General features: G+C 71.0%; 17 protein-coding genes. 13 read left to right on the top strand and 4 right to left on the bottom strand.

Features of this window, described 5'->3' with window-relative positions; all coding sequences use genetic code 11:
- Positions 1-13: 13 nt before the first annotated feature.
- The gene (gene sucD / locus CYL12_RS08095; protein WP_025103778.1) at positions 14-916 is read left to right on the top strand and encodes a succinate--CoA ligase subunit alpha; all 903 of its coding nucleotides are present in this window, start codon (positions 14-16) and stop codon (positions 914-916) included.
- A gap of 130 nt (positions 917-1,046) precedes the next feature.
- On the opposite strand, the gene CYL12_RS08090 is transcribed toward sucD, so the two are convergent.
- On the bottom strand, positions 1,047-2,522 hold the full coding sequence (locus tag CYL12_RS08090) for an NCS2 family permease (protein ID WP_101847105.1): 1,476 nt from the start codon (positions 2,520-2,522) through the stop codon (positions 1,047-1,049).
- 91 nt (positions 2,523-2,613) lie between these two features.
- Between CYL12_RS08090 and CYL12_RS08085 the strand changes: the two genes are divergently transcribed.
- From CYL12_RS08085 to CYL12_RS08050, 8 genes are all read left to right on the top strand, one after another.
- Entirely contained in the window at positions 2,614-3,987 is a 1,374-nt protein-coding gene (locus CYL12_RS08085; RefSeq protein WP_101847102.1) for a cell division protein PerM, read from the top strand.
- A gap of 60 nt (positions 3,988-4,047) precedes the next feature.
- A complete protein-coding gene (gene purN, locus CYL12_RS08080) occupies positions 4,048-4,635 on the top strand; it encodes a phosphoribosylglycinamide formyltransferase (protein ID WP_101847100.1) in 588 nt (195 codons plus the stop codon).
- Positions 4,636-4,665: 30 nt separating this feature from the next.
- Positions 4,666-6,273: a bifunctional phosphoribosylaminoimidazolecarboxamide formyltransferase/IMP cyclohydrolase gene (gene purH, locus CYL12_RS08075; protein ID WP_101847098.1), complete on the top strand. Its 1,608-nt coding sequence runs from the start codon at positions 4,666-4,668 to the stop codon at positions 6,271-6,273.
- A 144-nt stretch (positions 6,274-6,417) separates the two neighbouring features.
- Positions 6,418-7,926 (top strand): DNA-3-methyladenine glycosylase 2 family protein, encoded by a 1,509-nt coding sequence (locus CYL12_RS08070; RefSeq protein ID WP_101847096.1) that lies wholly within the window; start codon positions 6,418-6,420, stop codon positions 7,924-7,926.
- Positions 7,923-8,420 carry a methylated-DNA--[protein]-cysteine S-methyltransferase gene (locus CYL12_RS08065; RefSeq protein ID WP_101847094.1) on the top strand — a complete coding sequence of 166 codons (498 nt, stop codon included), beginning with the start codon at positions 7,923-7,925 and terminating at the stop codon, positions 8,418-8,420. The genes CYL12_RS08070 and CYL12_RS08065 overlap by 4 nt, the downstream gene beginning before the upstream one ends.
- 310 nt (positions 8,421-8,730) lie before the next feature.
- Complete coding sequence (locus CYL12_RS08060; RefSeq protein ID WP_233486862.1) at positions 8,731-10,677, top strand: ABC transporter ATP-binding protein; 1,947 nt, start codon at positions 8,731-8,733, stop codon at positions 10,675-10,677.
- Positions 10,674-12,485: an ABC transporter ATP-binding protein gene (locus CYL12_RS08055; protein ID WP_101847092.1), complete on the top strand. Its 1,812-nt coding sequence runs from the start codon at positions 10,674-10,676 to the stop codon at positions 12,483-12,485. Before CYL12_RS08060 ends, CYL12_RS08055 begins: the two co-directional genes overlap by 4 nt.
- A gap of 91 nt (positions 12,486-12,576) precedes the next feature.
- Positions 12,577-13,398, top strand: coding sequence for a hypothetical protein (locus CYL12_RS08050; protein ID WP_101847090.1), 822 nt, complete (start codon positions 12,577-12,579; stop codon positions 13,396-13,398).
- A gap of 79 nt (positions 13,399-13,477) precedes the next feature.
- Here CYL12_RS08050 and CYL12_RS08045 read toward each other — a convergent pair whose 3' ends face one another.
- On the bottom strand, positions 13,478-13,936 hold the full coding sequence (locus CYL12_RS08045; RefSeq protein ID WP_101847088.1) for a GNAT family N-acetyltransferase: 459 nt from the start codon (positions 13,934-13,936) through the stop codon (positions 13,478-13,480).
- Positions 13,937-14,100: 164 nt separating this feature from the next.
- On the opposite strand from CYL12_RS08045, the gene CYL12_RS08040 reads away from it, so the two are divergent.
- Positions 14,101-16,320 carry an NADP-dependent isocitrate dehydrogenase gene (locus CYL12_RS08040; RefSeq protein WP_101847086.1) on the top strand — a complete coding sequence of 740 codons (2,220 nt, stop codon included), beginning with the start codon at positions 14,101-14,103 and terminating at the stop codon, positions 16,318-16,320.
- Positions 16,321-16,391: 71 nt separating this feature from the next.
- On the opposite strand, the gene CYL12_RS08035 is transcribed toward CYL12_RS08040, so the two are convergent.
- Positions 16,392-17,891, bottom strand: a complete 1,500-nt coding sequence (locus CYL12_RS08035) for a L,D-transpeptidase (protein ID WP_101847084.1) — start codon at positions 17,889-17,891, stop codon at positions 16,392-16,394.
- 103 nt (positions 17,892-17,994) lie between these two features.
- Positions 17,995-18,399, bottom strand: a complete 405-nt coding sequence (locus CYL12_RS08030) for a RidA family protein (RefSeq protein WP_101847082.1) — start codon at positions 18,397-18,399, stop codon at positions 17,995-17,997.
- A gap of 25 nt (positions 18,400-18,424) precedes the next feature.
- Here CYL12_RS08030 and CYL12_RS08025 point away from each other — a divergent pair, with 25 nt between their 5' ends.
- The 3 genes from CYL12_RS08025 to CYL12_RS08015 all read left to right on the top strand — a co-directional run bounded on the left by CYL12_RS08025 (position 18,425) and on the right by CYL12_RS08015 (position 24,172).
- The gene (locus CYL12_RS08025; RefSeq protein WP_101847078.1) at positions 18,425-19,642 is read left to right on the top strand and encodes an alanine racemase; all 1,218 of its coding nucleotides are present in this window, start codon (positions 18,425-18,427) and stop codon (positions 19,640-19,642) included.
- The gene (locus CYL12_RS08020) at positions 19,633-22,905 is read left to right on the top strand and encodes a family 20 glycosylhydrolase (RefSeq protein ID WP_101847075.1); all 3,273 of its coding nucleotides are present in this window, start codon (positions 19,633-19,635) and stop codon (positions 22,903-22,905) included. Before CYL12_RS08025 ends, CYL12_RS08020 begins: the two co-directional genes overlap by 10 nt.
- 79 nt (positions 22,906-22,984) lie before the next feature.
- Positions 22,985-24,172 carry an ROK family transcriptional regulator gene (locus CYL12_RS08015; RefSeq protein ID WP_101847073.1) on the top strand — a complete coding sequence of 396 codons (1,188 nt, stop codon included), beginning with the start codon at positions 22,985-22,987 and terminating at the stop codon, positions 24,170-24,172.
- Positions 24,173-24,193: the final 21 nt, after the last annotated feature.

Here is a 24,193-nt window from a genome sequence, read left to right as displayed (position 1 = left end):
AAGGACGAGAAGAATGTCGATCTACCTCAACAAGGACTCCAAGGTCATCGTCCAGGGCATCACCGGCGGCGAGGGCACCAAGCACACCGCGCTGATGCTCAAGGCCGGCACCCAGGTCGTCGGCGGCGTCAACGCCCGCAAGGCCGGCACCACGGTCTCGCACACGGACAAGGACGGCAACGCCGTCGAGCTCCCCGTCTTCGGCTCCGTCGCCGAGGCGATGAAGGAGACCGGCGCCGACGTGTCGATCGCCTTCGTTCCCGGCGCCTTCACCAAGGACGCGATGATCGAGGCCATCGACGCCGAGATCCCGCTGCTGGTCGTCATCACCGAGGGCGTCCCCGTAGGCGACTCGGCCGAAGCCTGGGCCTACGCGCAGAGCAAGGGCAACAAGACCCGGATCATCGGGCCGAACTGCCCCGGCATCATCACCCCCGGTGAGGCGCTCGTCGGCATCACGCCCGCGAACATCACCGGCAAGGGCCCGATCGGTCTCGTGTCGAAGTCGGGCACGCTGACCTACCAGATGATGTTCGAACTGCGCGACCTCGGCTTCTCGACCGCCATCGGCATCGGCGGCGACCCGGTCATCGGCACCACGCACATCGACGCGCTCGCCGCGTTCGAGGCCGACCCCGAGACCAAGGCCATCGTCATGATCGGCGAGATCGGCGGCGACGCCGAGGAGCGCGCGGCCGAGTACATCAAGGCCAACGTCACCAAGCCGGTCGTCGGCTACGTCGCGGGCTTCACGGCTCCCGAGGGCAAGACCATGGGCCACGCCGGCGCCATCGTCTCCGGCTCGGCCGGTACCGCGCAGGCGAAGAAGGAGGCCCTCGAGGCCGCCGGTGTCAAGGTCGGCAAGACGCCGTCCGAGACCGCTGCTCTCATGCGCGAGATCATCGAGTCGCTCTGATCTGAGCTACGGTTGATGTGAAGGCCCCGGGCTCCACCCCGGGGCCTTCGTCATGCCCGCACATCTCCCGATCACGCAAACGGCCCCATTCCGCTTCGGAATGGGGCCATTTGTGTGGCGAGAAGCGGGGTCAGATCCCGACGCCGAAGAGGGCCTCGATGGGGCCGCGGGCGAAGAAGATCAGGAAGCCGGCGCCGACCACCCACAGCAGCGGGCTGATCGTCTTGGCCTTGCCGGAGAAGGCGTGGATGAGCACCCAGCTCACGAAGCCCGCTCCGATGCCGTTGGCGATCGAGTACGTCAGCGGCATGACGGAGACCGTGAGGAACACCGGCAGCAGTACCCGGAAGTCGCCGAAGTCGATGTGACGGATCTGCGCCATCATCATCGCGCCGACGATGATCAGTGCCGCGGCGGCGATCTCGGTCGGGACGATCGAGGTCAGCGGCGTGAGGAACATCGCGATGAGGAACACGATGCCCGTCACGACGTTCGCGAGGCCCGTGCGGGCGCCCTCGCCGATGCCCGCGCCGGATTCGATGAAGACCGTGCTGGAAGACGACGAGGTCGCACCGCCGGCGATCGCGCCGACGCCCTCGACCACGAGGGCCGACTTGATGCGCGGGAAGTCGCCGTTGTCGTCGGCGAGGTTCGCCTCCTTCGCCAGGCCCGTCATGGTGCCCATGGCGTCGAAGAAGTTCGTGAACAGCAGCGTGAAGACGATCATCACCAGCGCGACGAGACTGACCTTGCCGAGGTCGAACGAGAAGTCGACGGCGCCGATGAGGCTCAGGTCGGGGACGCTGACGGGGGAGCCGTTCAGCGCCGGGACCGTGAGGCCCCAACCGCCGGGGTTCACGACGTTCCCCTCGTCGTCGACGCCGCGGGCGCCGATGTGCCAGATGGCCTCGACGATGACCGCGAGCACGGTGCCGCCGACGAGGCCGATGAGCATGCCGCCCTTGATGCGGAGCGCGACGAGGATGCCCGTGAGGAGCAGGGTGATCACGAACAGCAGGCTCGGCACGGTCGCGACGGACCCGTTGACGCCGAGGCCGACAGGCGGCGAGGAGGCGCCGGTGGCCGTGACGAAGCCCGAGTTCACGAAGCCGATGAAGGCGATGAACAGGCCGATGCCGACCGTGATCGCGATCTTCAGCTGGAACGGCACCGCGTCGAAGATCGCCTTGCGCAGCCCGGTGGCGGCGAGGAGCACGATCACGACGCCGTTGATCATCACGAGCGCCATCGCCTCGGGCCAGGTGACCTGGCCGACGACGGAGAACGCGACGAAGGCGTTGATGCCGAGGCCGGCGGCGAAGCCGAACGGCAGGCGGGTGACGAGCCCGAAGAGGATCGTCATCACGCCGGCGGTCAGCGCGGTCGCGGCGCCGACAGCGTTGAAGTCGAGCATGTGGCCGGCGACGTCCGGCTTTCCGGACAGGATGATCGGGTTCAGGATCACGATGTAGGCCATCGTGACGAACGTCACGAGGCCTCCACGGATCTCGGTGCCGATCGTCGATCCGCGCTTGCTGATCTCGAAGAAGCGGTCCAGGGTGCTGGTGGGCTCGGTGGACGCCGGGGCGGGCGGGGCAGTAGTCATCGGGAAACCTCCGGAGAAACGCTACCGTGTCGCCCGCCTCGCGCGCGCCCACGGGGGCTGCACGGGAACTCGTCGTAGTCTCGAAAGCGCTATGCAACGCCTCCTCGTCGCGCTTCTCGCCGCCCTCGACGCCGCCATCACCGCGGCCATCGGGCTGGCCGTGCTGCTGGCGCCGCTGACGCTCCTCTGGACGTTGGTGTTCGGCGTCACCGCCGACTGGGGTGCGCTCTGGCCGCTCACCGGCACGCTGTGGGAGTTCGGGCACGGCGTCCCGCTGGAGATCACGATCCCCGACGCCCTGCTCGTGACCCTGGCGATCCCCGCCGAGGCGGCTCGATTCGTCGTCTCGATCACGCCCCTGGCTTTCCTGTTCCTCACCCTGCTCCTCGCCGCGCGCTCCGGAGCCCGGGCCGCGCGATCCGGGGCGTGGCTGCTGGGGTCGCTGTCGGGGAGCGTCGTGTTCGCCGTGATCTCCGCGGTCGTCGCGCTCACCTCCGCGCTGGAGGCCGCGCGGGTCCCGCTCGCGCTCGCGATCCTGCTGCCCCCCGCCGTCTATCTCGTGGGTGCGGTGTGCGGTGCCGTCCGCGTGGCCTGGGAGGACGGCGACGGCGGACTGCTCGATCGCATCCACGACGTGCTGGATGCGAGGGAGGACTGGGCGCCGGTGCCGACCGCGATCGTCCAGGGGGCCGCGTTCACGCTGGTCGGGGTGACGGGGGCCGCGGCGCTGGCCGTCGCCCTGTCGGTCCTGACCCGCGGGGGGGAGGTCGTCGCACTGTTCCAGGCGGCGCGGGTCGACGCGCTCGGCGCGACCGTGCTGACCCTCGGCCAGCTCGCCTACCTGCCGACCCTGATCGTATGGGCCGCCTCGTGGCTGGCCGGCCCGGGCTTCGCCGTCGGTGCGGGCACAGCGGTGTCGCCGGCCGGGACGCAGCTCGGCGTCGTACCCGGCATCCCGGCCTTCGGGCTGCTTCCGGAGAACACCTCGATGTGGATGCTCATCGTCATCCTCGTCCCGGTGGCCGCCGGCGCGTTCGCCGGGTGGGCCGTGCGTTCACGACTCGTGTGGGAGGGAACGCCCCTCGGGCTTCTGCAGCGGGCCGTCATCGCCCTGGGGATCGCCGCCGTCTCCGCCGGTGCGGCCGCGCTCGCCGCGGTCTTCGCGCAGGGATCGATGGGGCCGGGCCGCCTCGAGGCGGCGGGACCGGCGGTGCTGCCGTTCGCCGCGTGCCTGGGCGCGGAGGTGCTCGTCGGTGCGGCGATCCTGCTGCTCTCGCCGCGGCACCGGGACGAGCTCGCAGAGGAGCGCACGGACCGCTGGATCGCCGAGATGTCCACCCTGGAATCCGCGGGGCCCGTCGACGGTTCGGCCGTATCCTCCGACGTGGCCGCCGACACCGCACCGCTCAGCGGGCTGCCCGGTCGGACGATACCGCGCGACCCCGCCGACGACGACCGCCGCTAGCCGCCCCGGCGCCTCACGGCCCCGGACGGAGCGCCTCCGGCACGCCGGTAGACTGGGCGCGTGCTCACGGTCGCCGTACTCATCTCGGGCGCCGGCTCGAACCTTCGCGCCCTCCTCGAGGCCGCTCGCCACCCCGATTTCCCGGCGCGCGTCGTCGTCGTCGGGGCGGATCGCGAAGCCGACGGGCTGGCTCACGCCGAGGAGTTCGGCATCCCCAGCTTCACCGTGCCGTGGCACGAGCACGAGAGCCGTGAGGCCTGGGGGGAAGAGCTGGGTCGTCAGCTCGCCGTCTGGACGCCGGACCTCGTGGTGCTCAGCGGCCTCATGCGCCTGCTGCCGTCGTCGCTCGTCGCGGCGTACGCGCCCCGGATCATCAACACCCATCCCGCGTACCTTCCGGAGTTCCCCGGAGCCCACGGCGTGCGTGACGCGCTCGCCGCCGGCGTCCGTGAGACCGGCGCCAGCGTGATCGTCGTGGACGACGGCGTCGACACCGGCCCGATCCTCGCGCAGGAGCGCGTGCCGATCCGGGCAGACGACACCGAGCACACGCTGCACGAGCGCATCAAGCCGGTCGAGCGCCGGCTCCTCATCGACGTCGTCCGGCGCATCGCGACCGGCGACCTCGCCCTGACTTCCGCCCCCTGACCCGAACGCCCCCGCACGAAGGAGCCCATCATGGCCGGCCCCCGCCACGCCCCCACGCTCTACCGCGAACGCGACACCGTGCCGATCCGGCGCGCTCTCGTCTCGGTCAGCGACAAGACCGATCTGCTCGTGCTCGCCGCCGCCCTGGCGGAGGCGGGCGTCGAGATCGTCTCGACGGGCTCGACGGCTTCCACCATCCGCGAGGCCGGCTTCGAGGTGACGGACGTGGCCGCGGTCACGGGTGTCGCCGAGATGCTCGACGGCCGGGTCAAGACGCTGCACCCGAAGGTGCACGGGGGTCTGCTCGCCGACCTGCGCCTGGAGGACCACGAACGTCAGCTCGCCGACCTCGACATCGCGCCGTTCGAGCTCGTCGTGGTCAACCTCTATCCGTTCGTGGAGACCGTGGCGTCCGGGGCCGAGGGTGACGACGTGGTGGAGCAGATCGACATCGGCGGACCCGCCATGGTGCGCGCGGCCGCGAAGAACCATGCGAACGTCGCGATCGTCGTGTCGCCGCAGTCCTACCCGGCGATCGTCGCCGCGGTCGCCGATGGCGGGACCTCGCTCGCCCAGCGGCGCGAGCTCGCCGCGCGAGCGTTCGCGCACACCGCGGCCTACGACACCGCCGTCGCGCAGTGGTTCGCCGAGGGCACGCTCAACGACCCTGGCGACCTCCCTGCTCACCTGACGATCCAGGCCGAGCGGCTCGCGACGCTCCGCTACGGGGAGAACTCCCACCAGCGCGGCGCCATCTACACCCGCGCCGGTGGCCACGGCATCGCCCAGGCCACGCAGCTGCAGGGCAAGGAGATGTCGTACAACAACTACGTCGATGCGGACGCCGCTCTGCGCGCTGCCTACGACATGGTCAAGCCGGCCGTCGCCATCATCAAGCACGCGAACCCGTGCGGCATCGCGACCACCGCGCCGAACGCCCTCGACCCCATCGCCAGCGCGCACCTCCGCGCCCACGAGTGCGACCCGGTCTCCGCGTACGGCGGCGTGATCGCCGCGAACGGCACCGTGACGCTGAAGATGGCCGAGAACCTCAAGGACATCTTCACCGAGGTCATCGTCGCGCCGTCGTTCGAGCCCGCGGCCCTCGAGGTCTTCAAGGCGAAGAAGAACCTGCGGCTGCTGCAGCTCCCGGAGGACTGGCAGCAGGAGCGCATGGATGTGCGCCTGGTGTCCGGGGGCCTCCTGCTCCAGGACGCGGACCGCTTCCCGGACGACATCGTCTCCGTCGCCAAGGACTGGGAGCTCGTCTCGGGGGAGCGCCCGAGCGACGCCGAGATGGAGAACCTCATCTTCGCGTGGAAGGCCTGCCGCGCCGTGAAGTCGAACGCGATCGTGCTGGCGAAGGACAATGCGACGGTCGGCGTCGGCATGGGCCAGGTCAACCGCGTCGACTCGTGCCGCCTCGCGGTCGAGCGTGCGGGAGACCGCGCGGCCGGATCGGTGGCCGCATCCGATGCGTTCTTCCCCTTCGCGGACGGTGCGCAGGTGCTCATCGACGCCGGTGTCACGGCGATCGTGCAGCCGGGCGGCTCCGTGCGCGACGAGGAGGTCGTGGATGCCGCGCGCAAGGCCGGCGTCACGATGTTCTTCACGGGGGAGCGTCACTTCTTCCACTGACCGAGACCCCGATCTTTCGCCGAGGCCCCGCCGTGCGCACGTCTGCACGCCGGGGCCTCGACGCGTCGGCGGGGTTTCGGGAGACGCACCGCGATGTCCGATTTCCGCCAGCCGTGGCCGCGCGGGGGTGAGAGAGTGGAGGACATGAGCCCCTCCTTCGACGAGCGCTACCGGGCGATCAGCGCCAGGGACACCCGCTTCGACGGGCAGTTCGTCACGGCCGTGCGGTCGACAGGGATCTACTGCCGGCCCAGCTGCCCGGCCCGCACGCCCAGGCCGCAGAACGTCACGTTCTATCCGACGAGCGCGGCGGCGCACGAGGCCGGTTACCGCGCGTGCAAGCGCTGCCTGCCGGAGGCCGCCCCCGGATCGCCCGCGTGGGATGTCCGCGGAGACACCGCCGCCCGCGCGATGCGGCTGATCGCGTCCGGCGTCGTCGAACGCGAGGGCGTCGCGGGCCTCGCCGGCCGCCTCGGCTATTCGAGCCGACACCTCACCCGGCTGCTCACGACCGAGCTCGGCGCCGGACCGCTCGCGCTCGCCAGGGCACATCGGGCCCACACCGCCCGCATGCTCCTCGTGGGCACGGACATGCCCATCGCGGACGTCGCGTTCGCCGCCGGCTTCCACAGCATCCGGCAGGGCAACGACACGATCCGCGAGGTGTTCGGACTCACGCCGGGAGAGCTCCGTGCGCGCCGCCGCACCCCGGCCGCGGAAACTCCGGGGACGATCGACCTGATCCTGCCGTACCGGGGGCCGCTGGATGCCGCCGGAGTCTTCGGCTGGATGGCGGCCCGGGCCGTGACCGGTGTGGAGGAGACCACGGCGACCTCGTTCTCACGGCACCTCCGGATGCCGGGCGGCCCCGCATGGTTCGAGGTACGCCAGGACGCCGCGGACCGTCTCCGCCTCCGTGCGCGGGTCGCGCAGCTCAGCGACCTCGCACCGCTCGTGGCGACCGCGCGCCGGATCTTCGACCTGGATGCGGACCCCCTCGCGATCGAGGAGGCGCTGACGGCGCACCCGCCGCTCGTGCCCCTCGTCGCCCGGACCCCCGGCATCCGCGTCCCCGGGGCCGCCGATCCGCACGAGATGCTCATCCGGGCGATGATCGGTCAGCAGATCACGGTCGTCGCCGCCCGCACCGCCCTCACGGCGCTCACCGAGGCACTGGGGGAGCGCACCCCCGACGGACTGCTGTTCCCCACGATGTCGGCGATCGCGGCGCACGGCGCGGAGGTGCTGCGTGGGCCCGCCGCCCGGATCCGCGCCATCACGGGCGCCGCCGCCGCTCTGGCGGACGGGAGTCTGACCCTCACCGTCGGCGACGACGGCCCCACGCAGCGCGCCGCCCTCCTGGCGATGCCCGGCATCGGCCCCTGGACCGCCGACTACGTCCGGATGCGGGTGCTCGGCGATCCGGACGTGCTGCTCCCCGGCGACGTCGCCCTCCGCGCCGGTGCCGCGGCATCCGGACTTCCCGCCGACCCGAAGGCTCTCACCGCCTGGGCGGAGCGCACCGCGCCGTGGCGCAGCTACCTCAGTGCGCACCTGTGGCGCGCCGCCCCCGTCCGTCCCGCCGGCCCGCGGAAGAGACCCGCCTCGCCGGCCGCCCGACACACCGCTCTCGACACCGAGGAGACCTCATGACCGCTCTCATCCAGACCCTCGACACCGCCGACGGTCCCTTCACGATCCTCGCCGACGAGCGCCAGCGCGTCCTCGTCTCCGGGTGGACGGACGACGTCGAAGCGATCCTCGGCCGCCTGCCTGCCCGCAGCCGTCCCGACGCCGTGCGGGAGACCGAGACGGAGGCCGCTGAGGCCGTCCGCGCCTACTACGCGGGCGACGTCGCGGCCGTGGACGCGGTCGCGGTCGCGCAGACCGGCACCGCGCTGCAGCTCGCGGGATGGGCCGCGCTCCGCGGCATCACGCCGGGGGAACCGCTGACCTACACCAGCTTCGCGGCCCGGCTCGGCAGTCCGCGGGCGGTGCGGGCGGCCGCGTCCATCTGCGCGCGAAACACCCCTGCGCTGTTCGTGCCCTGCCACCGGGTGCTGCGCACCGACGGCTCCCTCGGCGGATTCGCCTGGGGTCTGCCCGTCAAAGAGAGCCTGCTGGCGCGGGAGCGCGCCGCCCGCTGACCCCCCCGGTCTCCCGGAGCCCGCTCTACCGAGAGCGGGCTCCTCGTCGTCTCGGGAATTCCTCTTGCGCTCAGCTCGTTCACAGGAATAGGCTGATGGGCTGTCGCGCCAACCGGACGACCTCGCCGAGCCCTTGAGGAGGACACCATGACCACGATCGCCACCGCGCGGATCGCCACCCTCGGCTCGACCCCGGCGCGCCCGCTCTCCTAGAGCCTTCCGCCTCCCCTTCTGCACCGGATGCCGGGCTCCACGAGCCCGCTCTCGCATCCGTCCCCCGCTCTTCTCCCCTTCGACTCCTCTGAGAGACATGTCCTCCTCGTCTTCCGCGCAGAATCCGTCCCCTTCGTCCACCCTCTCCACGCCCGCCGCGCTGTGGCGGCTGAAGCCGTTCGTGAAGCCGGTCATCTGGCGGCTCGCCGGCGGCGCGGCCAGCGCGCTCGCGGCCGCGCTGATCGCGCTGATGATCCCCATCGTGCTCGAGCAGATCATCGGCGGGCCCGTGCAGTCGGGAGCGCTCGACGCGATCATCTGGGGCGCGCTCGCAGTGTTCGCCCTCGGCCTCGGTGAAGCCCTCATGGTCTGGCTCCGTCGTCAGTTCGTCCTGTTCCCGGCCACCCAGGTCGAGTACCGCATGCGTACCGAGCTCTACTCGCGTCTGCAGACCCTTCCCGTGGCCTTCCACGACCGGTGGCAGTCCGGACAGCTGCTCAGCCGCATGATGCAGGACATCGGCCTGATCCGCCGGTGGCTCGCCTTCGGTCTCGTGCTGCTCGTCGTGAACGTGCTGACGATCCTCATCGGCTCCGTCCTCCTGTTCCGCTGGCACTGGCTGCTGGGCACGATCTTCCTCGTGACCGCCGTCCCGCTGTGGATCCGCGGCTACCTCTTCGAGAAGCGCTACGGCGCCCTCACCCGCCGTAGCCAGGACCAGGCGGGCGACCTCGCCACGAGCGTCGAGGAGAGCGTGCACGGCATCCGGGTGCTCAAGGCCTTCGGGCGCGGGAAGCACGCCCTCCGCCGCTTCAGCCGTCAGGCGGAGACGCTGCGCGAGACGGAGATGAGCAAGGCCGGCGCGATCGCCTCGATCTGGTTCTGGCTCGACCTCATGCCGCAGATCGCCTTCGGCCTGAGCCTGATGTCGGGCATCTGGCTCATCTCCCAGGGCGCGATCTCGCAGGCCGAGCTGTTCGCGTTCTTCGCGATGGCCGTGGTGCTGCGCTGGCCGATCGAGTCGATCGGCTTCCTCTTCTCGTTCATGCTCGACGCGCGCACCGCGACGGACCGCGTGTTCGACATCTTCTCGGAGACGAACACCATCACCGACCCCGCGGACCCCGTGCGCATCGAGAACCCGCGCGGCGAACTCGCGTTCGAGAACGCGCACTTCCGCTACCAGGACGCCGGTCCTGACGAGCGTGATCTGCTGGACGGCATCGACCTCGTGCTGCGCCCGGGGGAGACGATGGCCCTCGTGGGGCTCACCGGCAGCGGCAAGACGACGCTGACGACCCTTCCGACGCGGCTGTACGACGTGACGGGCGGGCGGGTCACGCTCGACGGCGTCGACGTGCGCGACCTGACGCTCGCCGAGCTGCGGGAGCACATCGCGATGGCGTTCGAGGACGCCACGCTCTTCTCCGCCTCGGTCCGCGAGAACGTCCTCCTCGGTCGCGCCGATCTCGACGTGCACAGCCCCGAGGCGGAGCGCGTGCTGCGCGAGGCGCTCGAGGTCGCCCAGGCTTCGTTCGTCGACACGCTGCCCGAGGGCGTCGAGACGGTGATCGGCGAAGAGGGGCTGAGCCTCTCCGGCGGACAGCGCCAGCGGCTCGCCCTCGCCCGAGCCGTGGCCGCCAACCCCCGGGTCCTCGTCCTCGATGACCCGCTGTCGGCGCTCGACGTCGACACCGAGGCTCTCGTGGAGGAGGCGCTGCGCCATGTGCTCGCCGACACCACGGCGATGATCGTCGCGCATCGTCCGTCCACCGTGGCACTCGCCGACCGGGTGGCGCTGCTCGAGGACGGCCGGATCACCGCGGTCGGTACGCACACCGAGCTGCTGAAGACGAGCCGGCACTACCGCCACGTCATCTCCAGCCTGGAGGCGGAGGAGGCCGCGCGTACCGGGGCGATCCCGATCATCCGCGACGAGCAGACCGAGATCCACGAGACCGTGCAGGAAGGCATCCGCGAGGAGGCCGACGACGAGGCGCCCGCAAGCGCCCCGCGATTCGCAGGAGAGGAGGTGCAGCGATGAGCTCCCTCACCGGAACCCAGGACGAGGACCGCTCCCGCCTCACCACGGAGGAGAGCAGGGCGATCCGCCGCCGCTCGCTGCGGCTGCTCGGTTCGCTCGTGCGTCCGCTCAAGCCGCAGATCGTGCTCGCCGCGACCGTGCTCGTCATCTCGACGGCGCTGCAGGTGGCCGGCCCGATCCTCATCAGCATCGGCCTCGACCGGGCGCTCCCGGCGGTGCTGGACGATGCCGACTGGATGCCGACCTTCGTCGTCGGCGGGATCTACCTGCTCGCCGGCGCCCTGGCCGCCGTGCTCATCGCCTGGTACGTCATCATCGCGGCCAAGCTCACCCAGGCGGTGCTGCTGGACCTGCGCAAGCGCATCTTCCTGCACACCCAGCGCCTGAGCCTGGAGTTCCATGAGTCGTACACGTCGGGGCGGATCATCTCCCGTCAGACGAGCGACTTGGACTCCATCAAGGAGCTTCTCGACGGCGGGCTCAACGAGCTCGTCTCCGGTGTGCTCTTCGGCGTGTTCACGTTCATCGCGCTGTGCGTGTGGGACTGGCAGTCGGGCCTGATCCTGGCGATCGGCGGCATCCCGCTGTTCTTCCTCATGCGCTGGTTCTACTCGCGCTCGCAGCTCGTCTACCGCGAGTCCCGCGTCATCAGCGCGAAGGTGATCGTGCAGTTCGTGGAGACGATGACCGGCATCCGCGCCGTCAAGGCGTTCCGGAAGGAGCCGCGCAACGACGAGGCGTTCCAGGGCGTCGCGGGCGAATACCGCGATGTGAACCGTCGCTCGATGCTGCTGTTCGGCACCTTCGAGCCGGGCCTGATGGGCGTCGCGGCGCTCGTGCTCGGCATCGTCGTGCTGTGGGGCGGCATCCGGGTCTCGGAGGGCGCCCTCACCGTCGGCGTGCTGCTGTCGGCCGTGCTCTACGTCCGCAACTTCTTCGCTCCGATGCAGGAGATCGCGATGTTCCTCAACTCCTACCAGTCCGCCACCGCGGCGCTGGAGAAGGTGTCCGGCGTCCTGGAGGAGGTGCCGACGGTGCCGGATCCGGAGAAGCCTGTGGATCTCTGGGAGTCCCGCGGACACATCCGCTTCGACGAGGTCACGTTCGCCTACAACGAGGACAAGACGATCCTGCCGAACTTCTCGCTCGACATCCCGGCCGGGCAGACGATCGCGCTGGTCGGGACGACGGGAGCGGGCAAGTCGACGCTGGCCAAGCTCATCTCGCGTTTCTACGACCCGTCCGCGGGGACCGTGACGCTCGACGGCGTCGATCTGCGGTCGCTGCACCCGAAGGATCTGCGGCGCGCGATCGTCATGGTCACGCAGGAGGCGTACCTGTTCAGCGGGACCGTCGCCGACAACATCGCGCTCGGGCGGCCGGACGCGACGCTCGACGAGATCCGTGAGGCGGCGCGGGCGGTGGGCGCCGACGCGTTCATCTCGGCGCTGCCGGACGGCTACGACACCGACGTGAACAAGCGCGGTGGCCGCGTCTCGGCGGGTCAGCGTCAGCTCATCTCGTTCGCCCGCGCCTTCCTCGCCGACCCGGCGGTGCTGATCCTCGACGAGGCGACGGCCTCGCTGGACATCCCGTCGGAGCGACTGATCCAGGACGCGCTGCAGACCCTGCTGGCCGACCGGACGGCGATCATCATCGCGCACCGGTTGTCGACGGTGGCGATCGCGGATCGGGTCCTCGTGATGGAGCACGGTCGCATCATCGAGGACGATGCTCCGGACGTCCTGATCGGTGGCACCGGGAAATTCGCCCAGCTGCACGCCGCCTGGCAGGAGACGCTGGTCTGACGCTGCGGTGCGTCCGAGGGGCCCGGCATCCGATGAGATGTCGGGCCCTTCTCGTCCGGCGCTCGTCGGTCCTGGTGGGTAGCATCGAGGAATGGACCCCTTCCTGTTGGTCGCGGAGTGGTGGTGGCTCGCGCCGACCGCCGCCGCCGGGGTGACCGCGGGCGCGATCGGCGTCCGACGCCGTAACACCCGCAGCGGCCGTCGGCTGGAGTACGACGCGGCGCGGCACGACCTCCGCGAGGCCCAGCAGCGCGCGGTCGTCCGTCGGACCGCACTGAAGGTCGCCCGTGCCGATCTCGCTCGGGTCTCCGCGGAACGAGCCGCGCAGCGGGCGAGCGCGGAGCAGGTGGCCGGTGCGCGCCGCATGCTCAAGGAGCGCGAACGCGATGCGCGCGCAGCGGCCGCTGACGTGCGTGCGCGCCGCGTGCGGATGAACGCCGCGCGCGCCGCGATCCCCGTCGGCTCCGCCCCGCGACCGCTGGAGCGCCTGTACGCGGAGCACGACGCCGTGACCGCGCGGTGGATGCGCTACGAGACCGACACGGCGCTGCAGATCGCCTATCCGGAGATGACGGACGTCAAGCGCCCGGAGACGGCCGCGTACCTGCGTGCGGCGGGAGCCGCGGTCGAGGCGCGACGGCAGACGACCGGCCGCGTCACCGCCGCCGAGTATGCCGCGTACCGTGATGCCGTGGCGGAGCTGGAGCGGGCATTCGAGGCCGCCGAGCACGCCGCGAAGGTGCAGACCGGCGAGGCGCCGCCGACGCCCGCCTGGCAGGACGCAGCACAGTACATGATCCAGCGCTCCGCCGAGGCCATCGATCGTGCGGCGGGCGCAGCGGCGTCCGCGCTGGCCGCGTGGAACAGCCGCCGCGGCAAAGGCACACCCTCGGACGGCGCCGGGCCGCGGTGACTCGCGTCGGGTGTCGGCAGGAAGACCGAGGGCGACGGAGTCTCGATGGGGGAGGGGATTCGAGACCCCGCCGCCGGTCTCAGGAGGGGACGCGGATCTCGGCGATGACCTCGCCGTAGGCCGTCTCCCCGACGGGGGTGAAGCCGACGCGACGGAAGAAGGCCTCCGGGCCGTCCTCGCCCGCTTCGTAGATCACGTTGACGTGGTCGACGCCGCGGGTGCGCGCTTCGTCGATGAGGTTCTCGACGGCGAAGCGGCCGATGCCGCGACCCTGGTCGTCCGCGTCGACATTGATGCGCCACAGCACGGAGCGGAAGTGCTCCTCCGGGGCCTCGTCGTCGAAGTTGGCGCTGACGAAGCCCACGACCTCGTTGCGGTCCAGGATCACCCGCTGCCAGGAGGTCTGCGGGTTGATGACGGTGGCCGCGATGCCGTACGAGACGGGGGCGAGGAACTGCTCCTGTCCGGGCTTGAGCGACAGGTTGTTCACGGCGACGATCGTCGCGGCGGAGAGTTCGACCATGCGCAGTTCGGACATGTCCCCAGGCTAGCCCCTCCCGACATCGCATTCACCACTCGCGCGGACTTTTCGCGGACGTGACGAGTCACGGCATGCGCGACAGGACCCCCCGCTTCGGGACGGGAGCCGCTCAGGTATCTTGGTATCGAGACAAATAGACCTCGTGAACGGAGAACCTCCCGGTGACCGACGACGCCATCATCTACACCTATACCGACGAGGCACCGGCACTGGCCACCGCCTCGTTCCTGCCGATCATCCAGGCCTACACGGGCCAGGCGGGCATCGAATTCGAGACGCGGGACATCTCTCTGGCCGGCCGCATCCTCGCCGCCTTCCCTCAGAAGCTCACCCCCGAGCAGCAGGTCGGCGACGCGCTGGCGGAGCTGGGCGGCCTCGCCACCCTCCCCGAGGCGAACATTATCAAGCTGCCGAACATCTCGGCGTCGATCCCGCAGCTCAAGGCCGCCATCGCGGAGCTACAGCAGCAGGGGTACGACGTCCCCGACTTCCCGGACGAGCCCTCGACGCTCGAGGAGAAGGACGTCCGCGCCCGCTACGACCGCATCAAGGGTTCCGCCGTGAACCCCGTCCTGCGTGAGGGCAACAGCGACCGCCGGGCGCCGCTGGCCGTGAAGAACTACGCGAAGAAGCACCCGCACCGCAACAAGCCGTTCGCGGAGGGGTCGAAGACCCGCGTCGCGACGCTGGGCCACGACGACTTCAAGCACAACGAGCGCTCCTGGGTCGCCGCCCACGACGATGTCCTCTCCTTCCGTCACACGGCGAAGGACGGCACCGTCACCGTCCTCAAGGAGGGCCTCAAGGTCCTCCCGCGGGAGATCATCGACGCCACCTTCCTCTCCGCGAAGGAGTTGGACGCGTTCCTCGCGGAGACGCTCGAGGCCGCCAAGGCCGACGACGTGCTCTACTCGGTGCACCTCAAGGCCACGATGATGAAGGTCAGCGACCCGATCATCTTCGGCCACGTCGTGAAGGCGTTCTTCAAGGATGTCTTCGACCAGTACGGCACGCAGCTCGCCGAGGCGGGCCTCAGCCCGAACGACGGCCTCGGGTCGATCCTCGCGGGCCTGGCGAACGTGACCGGCGGCGCCGAGATCGCCGCGGCGTTCGACAAGGCGATCGCCGAGGGGCCGCGGCTCTCCTACGTGAACTCGGACAAGGGGATCACGAACCTCCACGTGCCGAGCGACGTCATCGTCGACGCGTCCATGCCCGCGCTCGTCCGCAACGGTGGCAAGCTCTGGGGCAAGGACGGCGAGGAGGCCGACACGATCGCGGTCATCCCCGACTCGTCCTACGCGAGCGTCTACCAGGCCGTGATCGACGACGTGATCGCGAACGGTCCGCTCGACCCCGCCACCATCGGCACCGTCCCGAACGTGGGCCTCATGGCGCAGGCGGCCGAGGAGTACGGCAGCCACGACAAGACGTTCGAGATCGCGGCGGACGGCATCGTGCAGGTGCTCGACAGCGAGGGTACGGTCCTCATCGAGCACGAGGTCGGCAAGGGCGACATCTGGCGCGCGACGCAGACCAAGCACATCCCGGTCATGGACTGGGTCAAGCTCGCGGTCGGCCGCGCCCGCGCGACCGGTGCCCCCGCGGTGTTCTGGCTCGACGCGAACCGTTCGCACGACGCGCAGATCATCGCGAAGGTGCACCAGGGTCTCGCCACGCTCGACACCAAGGGCCTGACGATCACGATCCTCGCGCCGGAGGAGGCGACGCGGTACACGCTCGCCCGCATGCGTCACGGTCTGGACACCATCTCGGTGACCGGCAACGTGCTGCGCGATTACCTCACCGACCTGTTCCCGATCCTCGAGGTCGGCACGAGCGCCAAGATGCTCTCGATCGTGCCGCTGCTCGCGGGCGGCGGCCTGTTCGAGACCGGCGCCGGCGGCTCCGCGCCGAAGCACGTGCAGCAGCTTGTCGAGGAGAACTACCTGCGCTGGGACTCGCTGGGCGAGTTCTTCGCGCTCGCGGCCTCGCTCGAGCACTTCGCCGACCGCACGGGCAATGAGAAGGCCCGCGTGCTCGCCGAGACGCTCGACGCCGCGACCGGCACCTTCCTTGAGGAAGACCGCTCGCCGGGCCGTGCGCTCGGCACGATCGACAACCGCGGAAGCCACTTCTACCTCGGTCTGTACTGGGCGCAGGAGCTGGCGAAGCAGACGAAGGACCCGGAGCTCGCCGCGGCCTTCGCGCCGATCGCCGACAAGCTCGCCGCGAACGAGGAGACCATCGTCTCCGAGCTCAACGCGGTGCAGGGCAAGCCGGCGGAGATCGGCGGCTACTACCGCCCGGATGAGAAGCTCGTCGAGGCGGTCATGCGCCCGTCCACGACGCTCAACGAGATCGTCGACGCCCTGCGCTGAGACGATAGAAAGGGGCGGATGCTGCGGCATCCGCCCCTTCTCGTCTGCGGGCCCCGGGGCGCGGCGCCAGGTCAGTTGTAGACGGCGACCTCGAGGCCCTCGGGAGACCAGTCGTAGACGTACTTGGCGAGGTCGATCGGCAGGTTGACGCAGCCGTGGCTCATCCGGTTGCCGAAGTTGTTGTGCCAGTAGGTGCCGTGGAAGCCGATGTTCGGAGCGAACCAGGTGATCCAGGGCACGTCCTCGGTGCAGTACGGTGCCCCTTCGAAGCACCCCATGTCCTGCATGGCGGTGTGCGCGAAGACCTTGAAGTTGCCGGTCGGCGTCGGCGTTCCCGGGAGCCCGGTCGAGACCGCCCAGGACTGCACGACCTCGTCGTTCTCGAACAGGTACGCCCGCTGCGTGCTGAGGTTGATCTCCGCGCGACGGAACAGGTTCGTCGTCTCGAAGGGCGTCTCCGTCACCGAGAGCATGAAGGCGCCATCGCCCGCGGCGAGCTGGGTCGCGAACTGGTCGGCGATCTGCGAGGTGTCGCCGAGGGCGCGCCCCGCGACACCCTCCTGCTCGGCGCGCAGCACGGTGCCGGCGGAGTCGACGATGTTGGTCGCGTTGACAGGGGCGCGATCCACGGCCGCGGGCAGCGTGTCGACGGTGGCCTGGATCGCCTTCGGGTCGGCCTCGATGCGAAGCTGGCCATCGTCGTCGACCACTGTCAGCCAGGAGGCGGCCACCTCGGGGGACACCGGGACGGTCCGCTCCTCGCCGACGTAGAAGCCGATGGTCGAGAGCATGGTGTTGAGCGTGGTCGCGGTCGCCGTGGCGTCGTCGTCGGACACGGCGGGCGCCGCTTCGGCTGGACCACCGGGGTACTCGAACGTCGAGCGGCCGTCGCCTACGGCCTCGATGAAGGCGGCGTTCAGGCTGGCAACGTCGATGCCCGTTCCCGGAACGGACGGTGTGACGACGTACGACCCGTTCGCGGCGTCGAAGACGACCCCGGCGTCGACCGGGTCGGTGAAGCTCCCTGGTACGGCGTCGCGGAGCGCGGCGGAGGCGGTCTCCTGGTCGAGGACGATGTCAGCGGGGACGGGGTCGCCCATCCAGGAGCCGAGGTTCCACATCGGGTGCGCGGAGAACGCGGTATCCGCGAGGGCGGTGGCATCAGCGGTCGCGCCCAGTTCAGCTCCGGTGAGCACGGCGTCGCCGCCCTCGCCCGTGAGGGTGACTTCCGTCTGGGCGAGGTGCGAGCTGATCGCATCGGCCGCCGCGCCGGGCGTCATCCAGCCGACCGGGATCCCGGCGACGGTGGTGCCGGGGGCGATGAGGATCATCGAGGCGGCACCGGCACCGAGCGCAACCACTCCGAGGCCGAGACCGATCCACAGGCCGAGACGGCGCTTCCTCGGCGCCGGCTCGGTGGGAGCCCAGGCGAGAGGCTGCTCGCCGGTCTGCGGCGGAACCGCGTCGGTCGGAGCATCGGACGGCGTCAAGACGCTCGTCGGCGTCGCATCGTCGGGCTGTGCCCCCGTTGCAGCGCCCGGCGTTGAAATCAGATCGGTCACGAACCACACCCCCCGCAGTCTCGACGTGTCCTGTCGTCCATGGTACGGGATGGCTGGTAACGGGGAGGCAACGGTCCTGATAGGGTGCCTCCCCGCTTTCCGGGGGCTCGGCTCAGTCGACGACGGCGAGTCCGTCGATCTCGACGAGCATCTCCTCCCGGGGGAGGCCGGTGAAGACGGTGGTGCGAGACGGGAGCACGCCCCCGGTCGTGTGCGCCTCCACGAACGCCCCGTAGGCCTCGTTCATGATCGGGAAGTCCTCGCGCTTGGTGAGGTACACGCGGAGCATCACGACGTCGTCGAAGGTGGCACCGGATGCCTCGACGATGGCCTTGACGTTCTCGAGGGTGCGGGTGGTCTGTGCCGCGACGTCGCCGGGGTACAGGTATTCGTTGGTCTGCGGGTCCACGGGGCCCTGGCCGGAGACCTGGACGATCGGGCCCTTGCGGACGCCCTGCGAGAACGTGTGCGCGGGGGCGGGGGCGGCGTCGGTGGAAACTCGTGTCTTCGCGGTCATGCCGCCAGCCTAGTAGCCTTGTTAGATGCCTCTACAAATTCCGGATCCCGTTCTCGGCACCTGGGCGAAGGGGTTCCCGGCGCGCGCGACGGGGTTGCGGCTGTCGCAGGTCGCCGCTGCCGACCTGCGCCTCTCCGACCTCCAGACCCCGGTGCTCACGGTGCACGCCGACGCGATCGCGCACAACGAGGACACGGTGTTCGGCTGGGCCGCGCGGGAGGGCGTCCGCCTCGCTCCGCACGGCAAGACCACGATGGCCCCGGCCCTGTGGCAGCGGCTGCTGGACGCCGGAGCCTGGGGCATCTCCGTCGCGACGCCGTGGCAGGCCCGCGTCGCCGTCGACGCCGGCGTCGACACGGTGCTCATCGCCAACGGGGTGACCGATGGCGCGGCCGCGCGTGAGCTGGGCGCGCTGCTCGTCGCCGATGCGGATCTGCGGATCCTGTGCGGGGCGGATTCCCTCGCCGGTGTGGCGATCCTCGCCGAGGCGCTCGCCGACGCCCCGCGCCCCCTCGACGTGCTCGTCGAGCTCGGCGGTGCACAGGGACGGACCGGCGCCAGGACGGTGGGGGAGGGCGAGCGCATCGCCGAGGCCATCGCGGCGGCTCCCGGCCTCCGCCTTGCCGGGGTGACCGGCTACGAGGGGCCCTTCGGCCCGGACCGATCCGCCGACTCCGTCGCGGCGGTCGACGGCTTCCTCGCCACGCTCATCGAGCTGCACCGCCGGCTGCGCTATCCGGACGGCCTCCGCCCCGTGCTCAGCGCCGGCGGGAGTGCCTTCCCCGACCGCGCCGCAGCGGTGCTCGGGACGGTGAGCGGAGAGGCCGAGGTCGTGCTGCGGTCGGGGGCGTTCCAGATCCACGATGACGGCTTCTACTCCCGCATGTCGCCGTTCGGCCCGCTCACCGACACCGCACCGCTGCGCTCGGCGATGCACGCCTGGTCGCGTGTGGTGTCGCACCCGGAGCCCGGGCTCGCCCTGCTGGACGCCGGGCGCCGCGACGTGCCGTTCGACATCGACCTCCCCGTGCCGCAGTCCGTCGCCGGCGCCGTCACGGCCCTGAACGACCAGCACGCTTTCCTGCGGCCCGCCGACGGGGAGACGGTCGACGTGGGCGACGTCGTCCGCCTGGGCCTCTCGCATCCGTGCACCGCCTTCGACAAGTGGCGCGTCGTCGCCGTGATCGACGACCCCGACGCCGCCGACCCGCGGGTGATCGGCGCGGTGGCGACATGCTTCTGAGCGCCGAGAAGGCCGCGGCCGGCCTGGTACGCGTCTATCGGCGCGCGACCGTCGTCGACGGCACCGGCGCCGAGCGGTTCGTCGCGGATGTCGCGGTGGAGGGGGCCAGGGTGGTGGCGGTCGTCCGCGAGGGCGACGCAGGGACGTTCGAGCTGCCGGACGGTGCGGTCGAGGTCGACGCGGCCGGCCTGGTGCTCGCGCCCGGGTTCATCGACATGCACGCGCACAGCGATCTCGCGGTGCTCCGGGGCGCCGCGCACGACGCGAAGATCCGTCAGGGCGTCACGACCGAGGTGCTCGGGCAGGACGGCCTGGGCTATGCGCCGCTGGACGATGCCACCGCCGCTGTCATCCCCGCGCAGATCGCGGGCTGGAACGGGCTGCCCGGGGCCGTGCCGTGGCGGTCGATGGACGATCTGCTGGGGGCGATCGACGGCGTGGCCGTGGCCAACGCGGCCGTCCTCGTGCCGCAGGGCAATCTCCGGATGATCGTCGTCGGCCACGACAACCGCCCGGCGACCACCAAGGAGATCACGGCCATGGTCGACCTCCTCGGCCAGGCTCTGGACGCCGGGGCCTTCGGAATGTCGAGTGGCCTGACCTACACGCCGGGGATGTACGCCGATGTCGCCGAGCTGGAGGTCCTCTGCCGCGTGGTCGCGGAACGCGGAGGCTACTGGGCGCCGCACACGCGCAGCTACGGCGGTGCTGCCCTGGACGCGTATCGCGAGGCGATCGAGATCGGCCGCCGCACCGGGTGCCCTGTCCACCTCACGCATGCGACCATGAACTTCGCGCCGAACCGGGGCCGCTCCGCGGAGCTGCTGGCGCTCGTGGACGAGGCGGTGGCCGATGGGGTCGACGTCACGTTGGACACGTATCCGTACCTGCCGGGCGCGACCACCCTCTCCGCCCTCCTGCCGAGCCGCCTGGCGGCGACCGGTGATCTGCTGGGCTCCTTGGCCGCCCTCGACGCGCGAGGGCGCGAGGCCGTCCGGGTGGAGCTCGAGGAGATCGGGTGCGACGGCTTCCACGGGGAGGTCGCCGACTGGTCGGTGATCCAGATCTCCGGGACCGCGAACCCCGCCCTGGCCGGACTCGTCGGCCGGACGGTCGCCGACATCGCCGCCGAGTCGGGGCGCCGGGCCGTCGATGTCGTGATCGACACGATCCTCGCCGACGCGGGAGCCACCGGCGTGCTCATGCACATCGGCGACGAAGACAACGTCCGAGCCATCATGCGGCACCCCCGGCACTCCGGCGGCAGCGACGGCATCCTCATCGGAGCGCGGCCGCACCCCCGCGGACGCGGCACCTTCCCCCGCTATCTCGGGCACTACGTCCGGGAACTCGGGGTGCTGAGCCTCGAGGAAGCCGTGCGCCACCTCTCCGGCAACCCGGCCGCGCGCCTGGGCCTCGACCGCGGCGACGCGCCGCGCGGCGTCCTCCGCGCCGGGGCTACCGCCGACCTGGTGCTGTTCGACCCCGAGACGATCGCGGCGGGGGCGACGTTCGAGGACCCGCACGGAACGCCGCGCGGGGTGCACGAGGTGCTCGTCGCCGGCGTGCCGGTCGTCACGGACGGTGAGCCGACGGGGGCTGTCGCCGGACGTGCGCTGCGCATGCCGCCGCCGGCGCCGCGCGCGACCGTGCCGCGCATCTCCGCGCGCATCGACCCGCTGGCGCCCGGGTTCCGGTGGACCCCGGAGACGCCCATCGACGCCGCTCCCGAGCTGGCCGCCGCCGTCGGACGTCTCGGCGGCGGGCGAGCGGACGGCTCCCTGCCCGCCATCCGTCTCGTGGTCGACGCGGAGCTGGGAACCGTAGCAGCCACGGCGGGGCGTCACCCTGACGAGGCTTTCCGGGTGACCGTGGCCGCCTCCGGGGTCGAGGTCGCCGGTGCGACCCCCGAGGGCGTCTTCCGCGGGGTGACGACACTCCGCCAGCTCCGCGATCCCGAGGGGGATCCCGCGCTTGCGGCGACGATTCCGGCGGGGCGCTGGGAGGGGGCACCCGCGTATGCCTGGCGCGGCGCGATGCTCGATGTGGCCAGGCACTTCCGTCCCGCGGAGGATGTGCGCCGCCTCATCGACCTGCTGGCGGACCATCAGCTCAACATCCTGCACCTGCACCTGACGGACGATCAGGGATGGCGCTTCGAGGTGCCCGGCTACCCGCGGCTCACCGAGGTCGGCGCACGGCGCGAGGCCACCCAGCGCGGACACGGTCCGGAGGCGACGGTGGAGCCCGGCGTGCACGAGGGCTTCTACACCACAGCCGAGTTGCGCGAGCTGGTGCGGTATGCGGCCGAGCGCTTCGTCACGCTCGTGCCCGAGGTCGAGCTGCCGGGGCACGTCCAGGCCGCGCTCGCCGCCTATCCGGAGCTCGGCAACGTCGATGTCGCGGAGCCGGCGACCGGACCGTGGGAGCGTTTCGGCGTGAACGCGCGCACCCTCGCGCCGACCGAGGAAGCGCTGGCGTTCGGCCGTGCCGCCATCGATGCGCTGTGCGAGGTGTTCCCGTCCGCGTGGATCGGGATCGGTGGCGACGAGGTCCCGGTCACGGAATGGGCGGAGAGCCCCGCGGCGGCGGCGCGGATGCGAGAGCTCGGGCTGGAGACGGCGCACGATGTGCAGCCCTGGTTCACAGCACACTTCGTCGAGCACGTCCGCCGCAGGGGGCGAACGGCCCTGGCCTGGGACGAGGTGCTGGAGGGCGAGGTTCCCGAAGGAGTGCGGATCCTCGCCTGGCGGGGCCCGGTCGCCATGCGGGAGGCGCTGCGACGGGGGATCCCGGTCGTGGGCTGTCCGGACCTCGAGGTCTACCTCGACTATCCGCAGTCCGAGTCGACGGAGGAGCCCATCCGGGTCGGCCCGCCGCTCACCATCGAACGGTCGTACTCGTTCCGCGTCGTCGACGGCGCGGTCGGCGGTCAGGCGAACGTCTGGACCGAGCACCTGCCGAGCAGGGACCGGGTCGACTTCGCGATGTTCCCCCGCCTCGCCGCGATCGCGGAACGGCTGTGGGACGGCGGAGAACCGGCGCCGTACGCCGACTTCGCGCGACGCCTGCCCACGCATCTGCGCCGTCTCGCGGCGGCGGGGGTGCGGTATCGTCCGCTGGACGGTCCGACGCCGGAGCAGCGGCGACCGGGCGTGCCTGGGAAGCCGATGTCGATCGAGACGCGGGAGGGGATCGTCGCCGGGCTCGTCGAACGCCTGCTCCGATCGGCGTCGGACGAGGCCCCGTCGGGCACGGCCTGATGTCACGTTTCGGTAACCCTGCCCGCGGAATCGCGCGGGACAGTTGCACAATCTCTGTTCGTAAGGTCTACTAACAAACATGTCCGTTTCGGATGACCAGCGCCCAGCGGCGACGACAGACTTCGTCGCCGCGAACGCGCACGCCTTCGGCCCCGCGCGTCACCTCCGTTCGCGCACCAAGGTGCTCCCCGAGCACGCGCGCGGACACAACCGCGCTCTCGTGCTGCAGACGCTCTACCACTCGGGGGCGATGAGTCGCGCGGATCTCTCTCGTGAGACGGGCCTCACCCGTGTGACGATCTCCGACCTCGTCGCGGAGTTCATCGCCGACGGCATCGTCGTCGAGATCGGCGTCCGCGAGGCCGTCGGCCCGGGCAAGCCGCCCATCCTCATCGACATCGACCGGGTCGGCCACCAGATCATCGGACTGGACCTCTCCGGGCCGACGGCATTCGAGGGTGCCGTCCTCAGCCTCGACGGCGACGTGCTGGAACGACGGCAGGTGCCGCGGCCCGAGAGGCCCGACGGCGATGCGGCGTACGAGGCGCTGCGCGCGCTCGCACAGAGCCTCGTCGAGATCGCCACGCAGCCCGTGCTCGGCGTGGGCATCGGCACCCCGGGTGTCGTGCGCCCGGACGGACTCGTGCTCAGCTCGCCCAACCTCGGCTGGACCGACTTCCCGCTCGAGGCGAAGCTCAGCCTCGAGCTCGACCTCCCCGTCCTCGCTCGGAACGACGCGAACGCGGCGGTGCTCGCCGAGTACACCTTCGGCGAGGCGGAAGCCGACTTCATGCTCATCAAGATCGGTCGCGGTGTCGGTGCCGGGCTGATCACCGGAAGCCAGCCACTCCTCGGCAGCCGATTCGCCGCGGGGGAGATCGGTCACGTCGTCGTCGGCACCGACGGCGGCCCTCGGTGCGCCTGCGGCAAGATCGGCTGCCTCGAGGCGTGGCTGAGCGTGAGCCGGATGCAGGAGGCGATCGACGCCGACCCGGCCGCGCGCGAGGAGATCCTCCGTGACTCCGGCACCCGCATGGCCATCGCCATCGCCCCCATCGTCGCCGCGCTCGACCTGTCCGAGGTCGTGCTCTCCGGGCCCACCGGACTGCTTGACGGCACCCTCATCGACGCGGCGGTCGAGACGCTGCACGCGCGCACGCTCGAGGGTGTCTTCGAAGACGTCATGGTGCGCTTGACCCGTCAGGACGACATCGTGCTCCGCGGTGCCGCCGTCATGGTGCTCTCCGGCCAACTGGGGGTGTCGTGATCACCGCGACGACGACCGGGA

This window comes from Zhihengliuella sp. ISTPL4 (assembly GCF_002848265.1).
In the GTDB taxonomy this organism is placed as follows: Bacteria; Actinomycetota; Actinomycetes; order Actinomycetales; family Microbacteriaceae; genus Microbacterium.
Note: the sequence above shows the minus strand (reverse complement) of the source record. Positions and strands in the feature narration are given on the sequence as shown.

Excerpts from the sequence above, each read along its gene's own strand:
- CYL12_RS08060 (WP_233486862.1), top strand. The coding sequence starts at position 8,731 with ATGTCCTCCTCGTCTTCCGCGCAGAATCCGTCCCCTTCGTCCACCCTC.
- sucD (WP_025103778.1), top strand. The coding sequence starts at position 14 with ATGTCGATCTACCTCAACAAGGACTCCAAGGTCATCGTCCAGGGCATC.
- CYL12_RS08090 (WP_101847105.1), bottom strand. The coding sequence starts at position 2,522 with ATGACTACTGCCCCGCCCGCCCCGGCGTCCACCGAGCCCACCAGCACC.
- purH (WP_101847098.1), top strand. The coding sequence starts at position 4,666 with ATGGCCGGCCCCCGCCACGCCCCCACGCTCTACCGCGAACGCGACACC.
- CYL12_RS08030 (WP_101847082.1), bottom strand. The coding sequence starts at position 18,399 with ATGACCGCGAAGACACGAGTTTCCACCGACGCCGCCCCCGCCCCCGCG.
- CYL12_RS08015 (WP_101847073.1), top strand. The coding sequence starts at position 22,985 with ATGTCCGTTTCGGATGACCAGCGCCCAGCGGCGACGACAGACTTCGTC.
- CYL12_RS08025 (WP_101847078.1), top strand. The coding sequence starts at position 18,425 with ATGCCTCTACAAATTCCGGATCCCGTTCTCGGCACCTGGGCGAAGGGG.
- CYL12_RS08085 (WP_101847102.1), top strand. The coding sequence starts at position 2,614 with ATGCAACGCCTCCTCGTCGCGCTTCTCGCCGCCCTCGACGCCGCCATC.
- CYL12_RS08065 (WP_101847094.1), top strand. The coding sequence starts at position 7,923 with ATGACCGCTCTCATCCAGACCCTCGACACCGCCGACGGTCCCTTCACG.
- CYL12_RS08050 (WP_101847090.1), top strand. The coding sequence starts at position 12,577 with ATGGACCCCTTCCTGTTGGTCGCGGAGTGGTGGTGGCTCGCGCCGACC.
- CYL12_RS08020 (WP_101847075.1), top strand. The coding sequence starts at position 19,633 with ATGCTTCTGAGCGCCGAGAAGGCCGCGGCCGGCCTGGTACGCGTCTAT.
- CYL12_RS08070 (WP_101847096.1), top strand. The coding sequence starts at position 6,418 with ATGAGCCCCTCCTTCGACGAGCGCTACCGGGCGATCAGCGCCAGGGAC.
- CYL12_RS08045 (WP_101847088.1), bottom strand. The coding sequence starts at position 13,936 with ATGTCCGAACTGCGCATGGTCGAACTCTCCGCCGCGACGATCGTCGCC.
- CYL12_RS08055 (WP_101847092.1), top strand. The coding sequence starts at position 10,674 with ATGAGCTCCCTCACCGGAACCCAGGACGAGGACCGCTCCCGCCTCACC.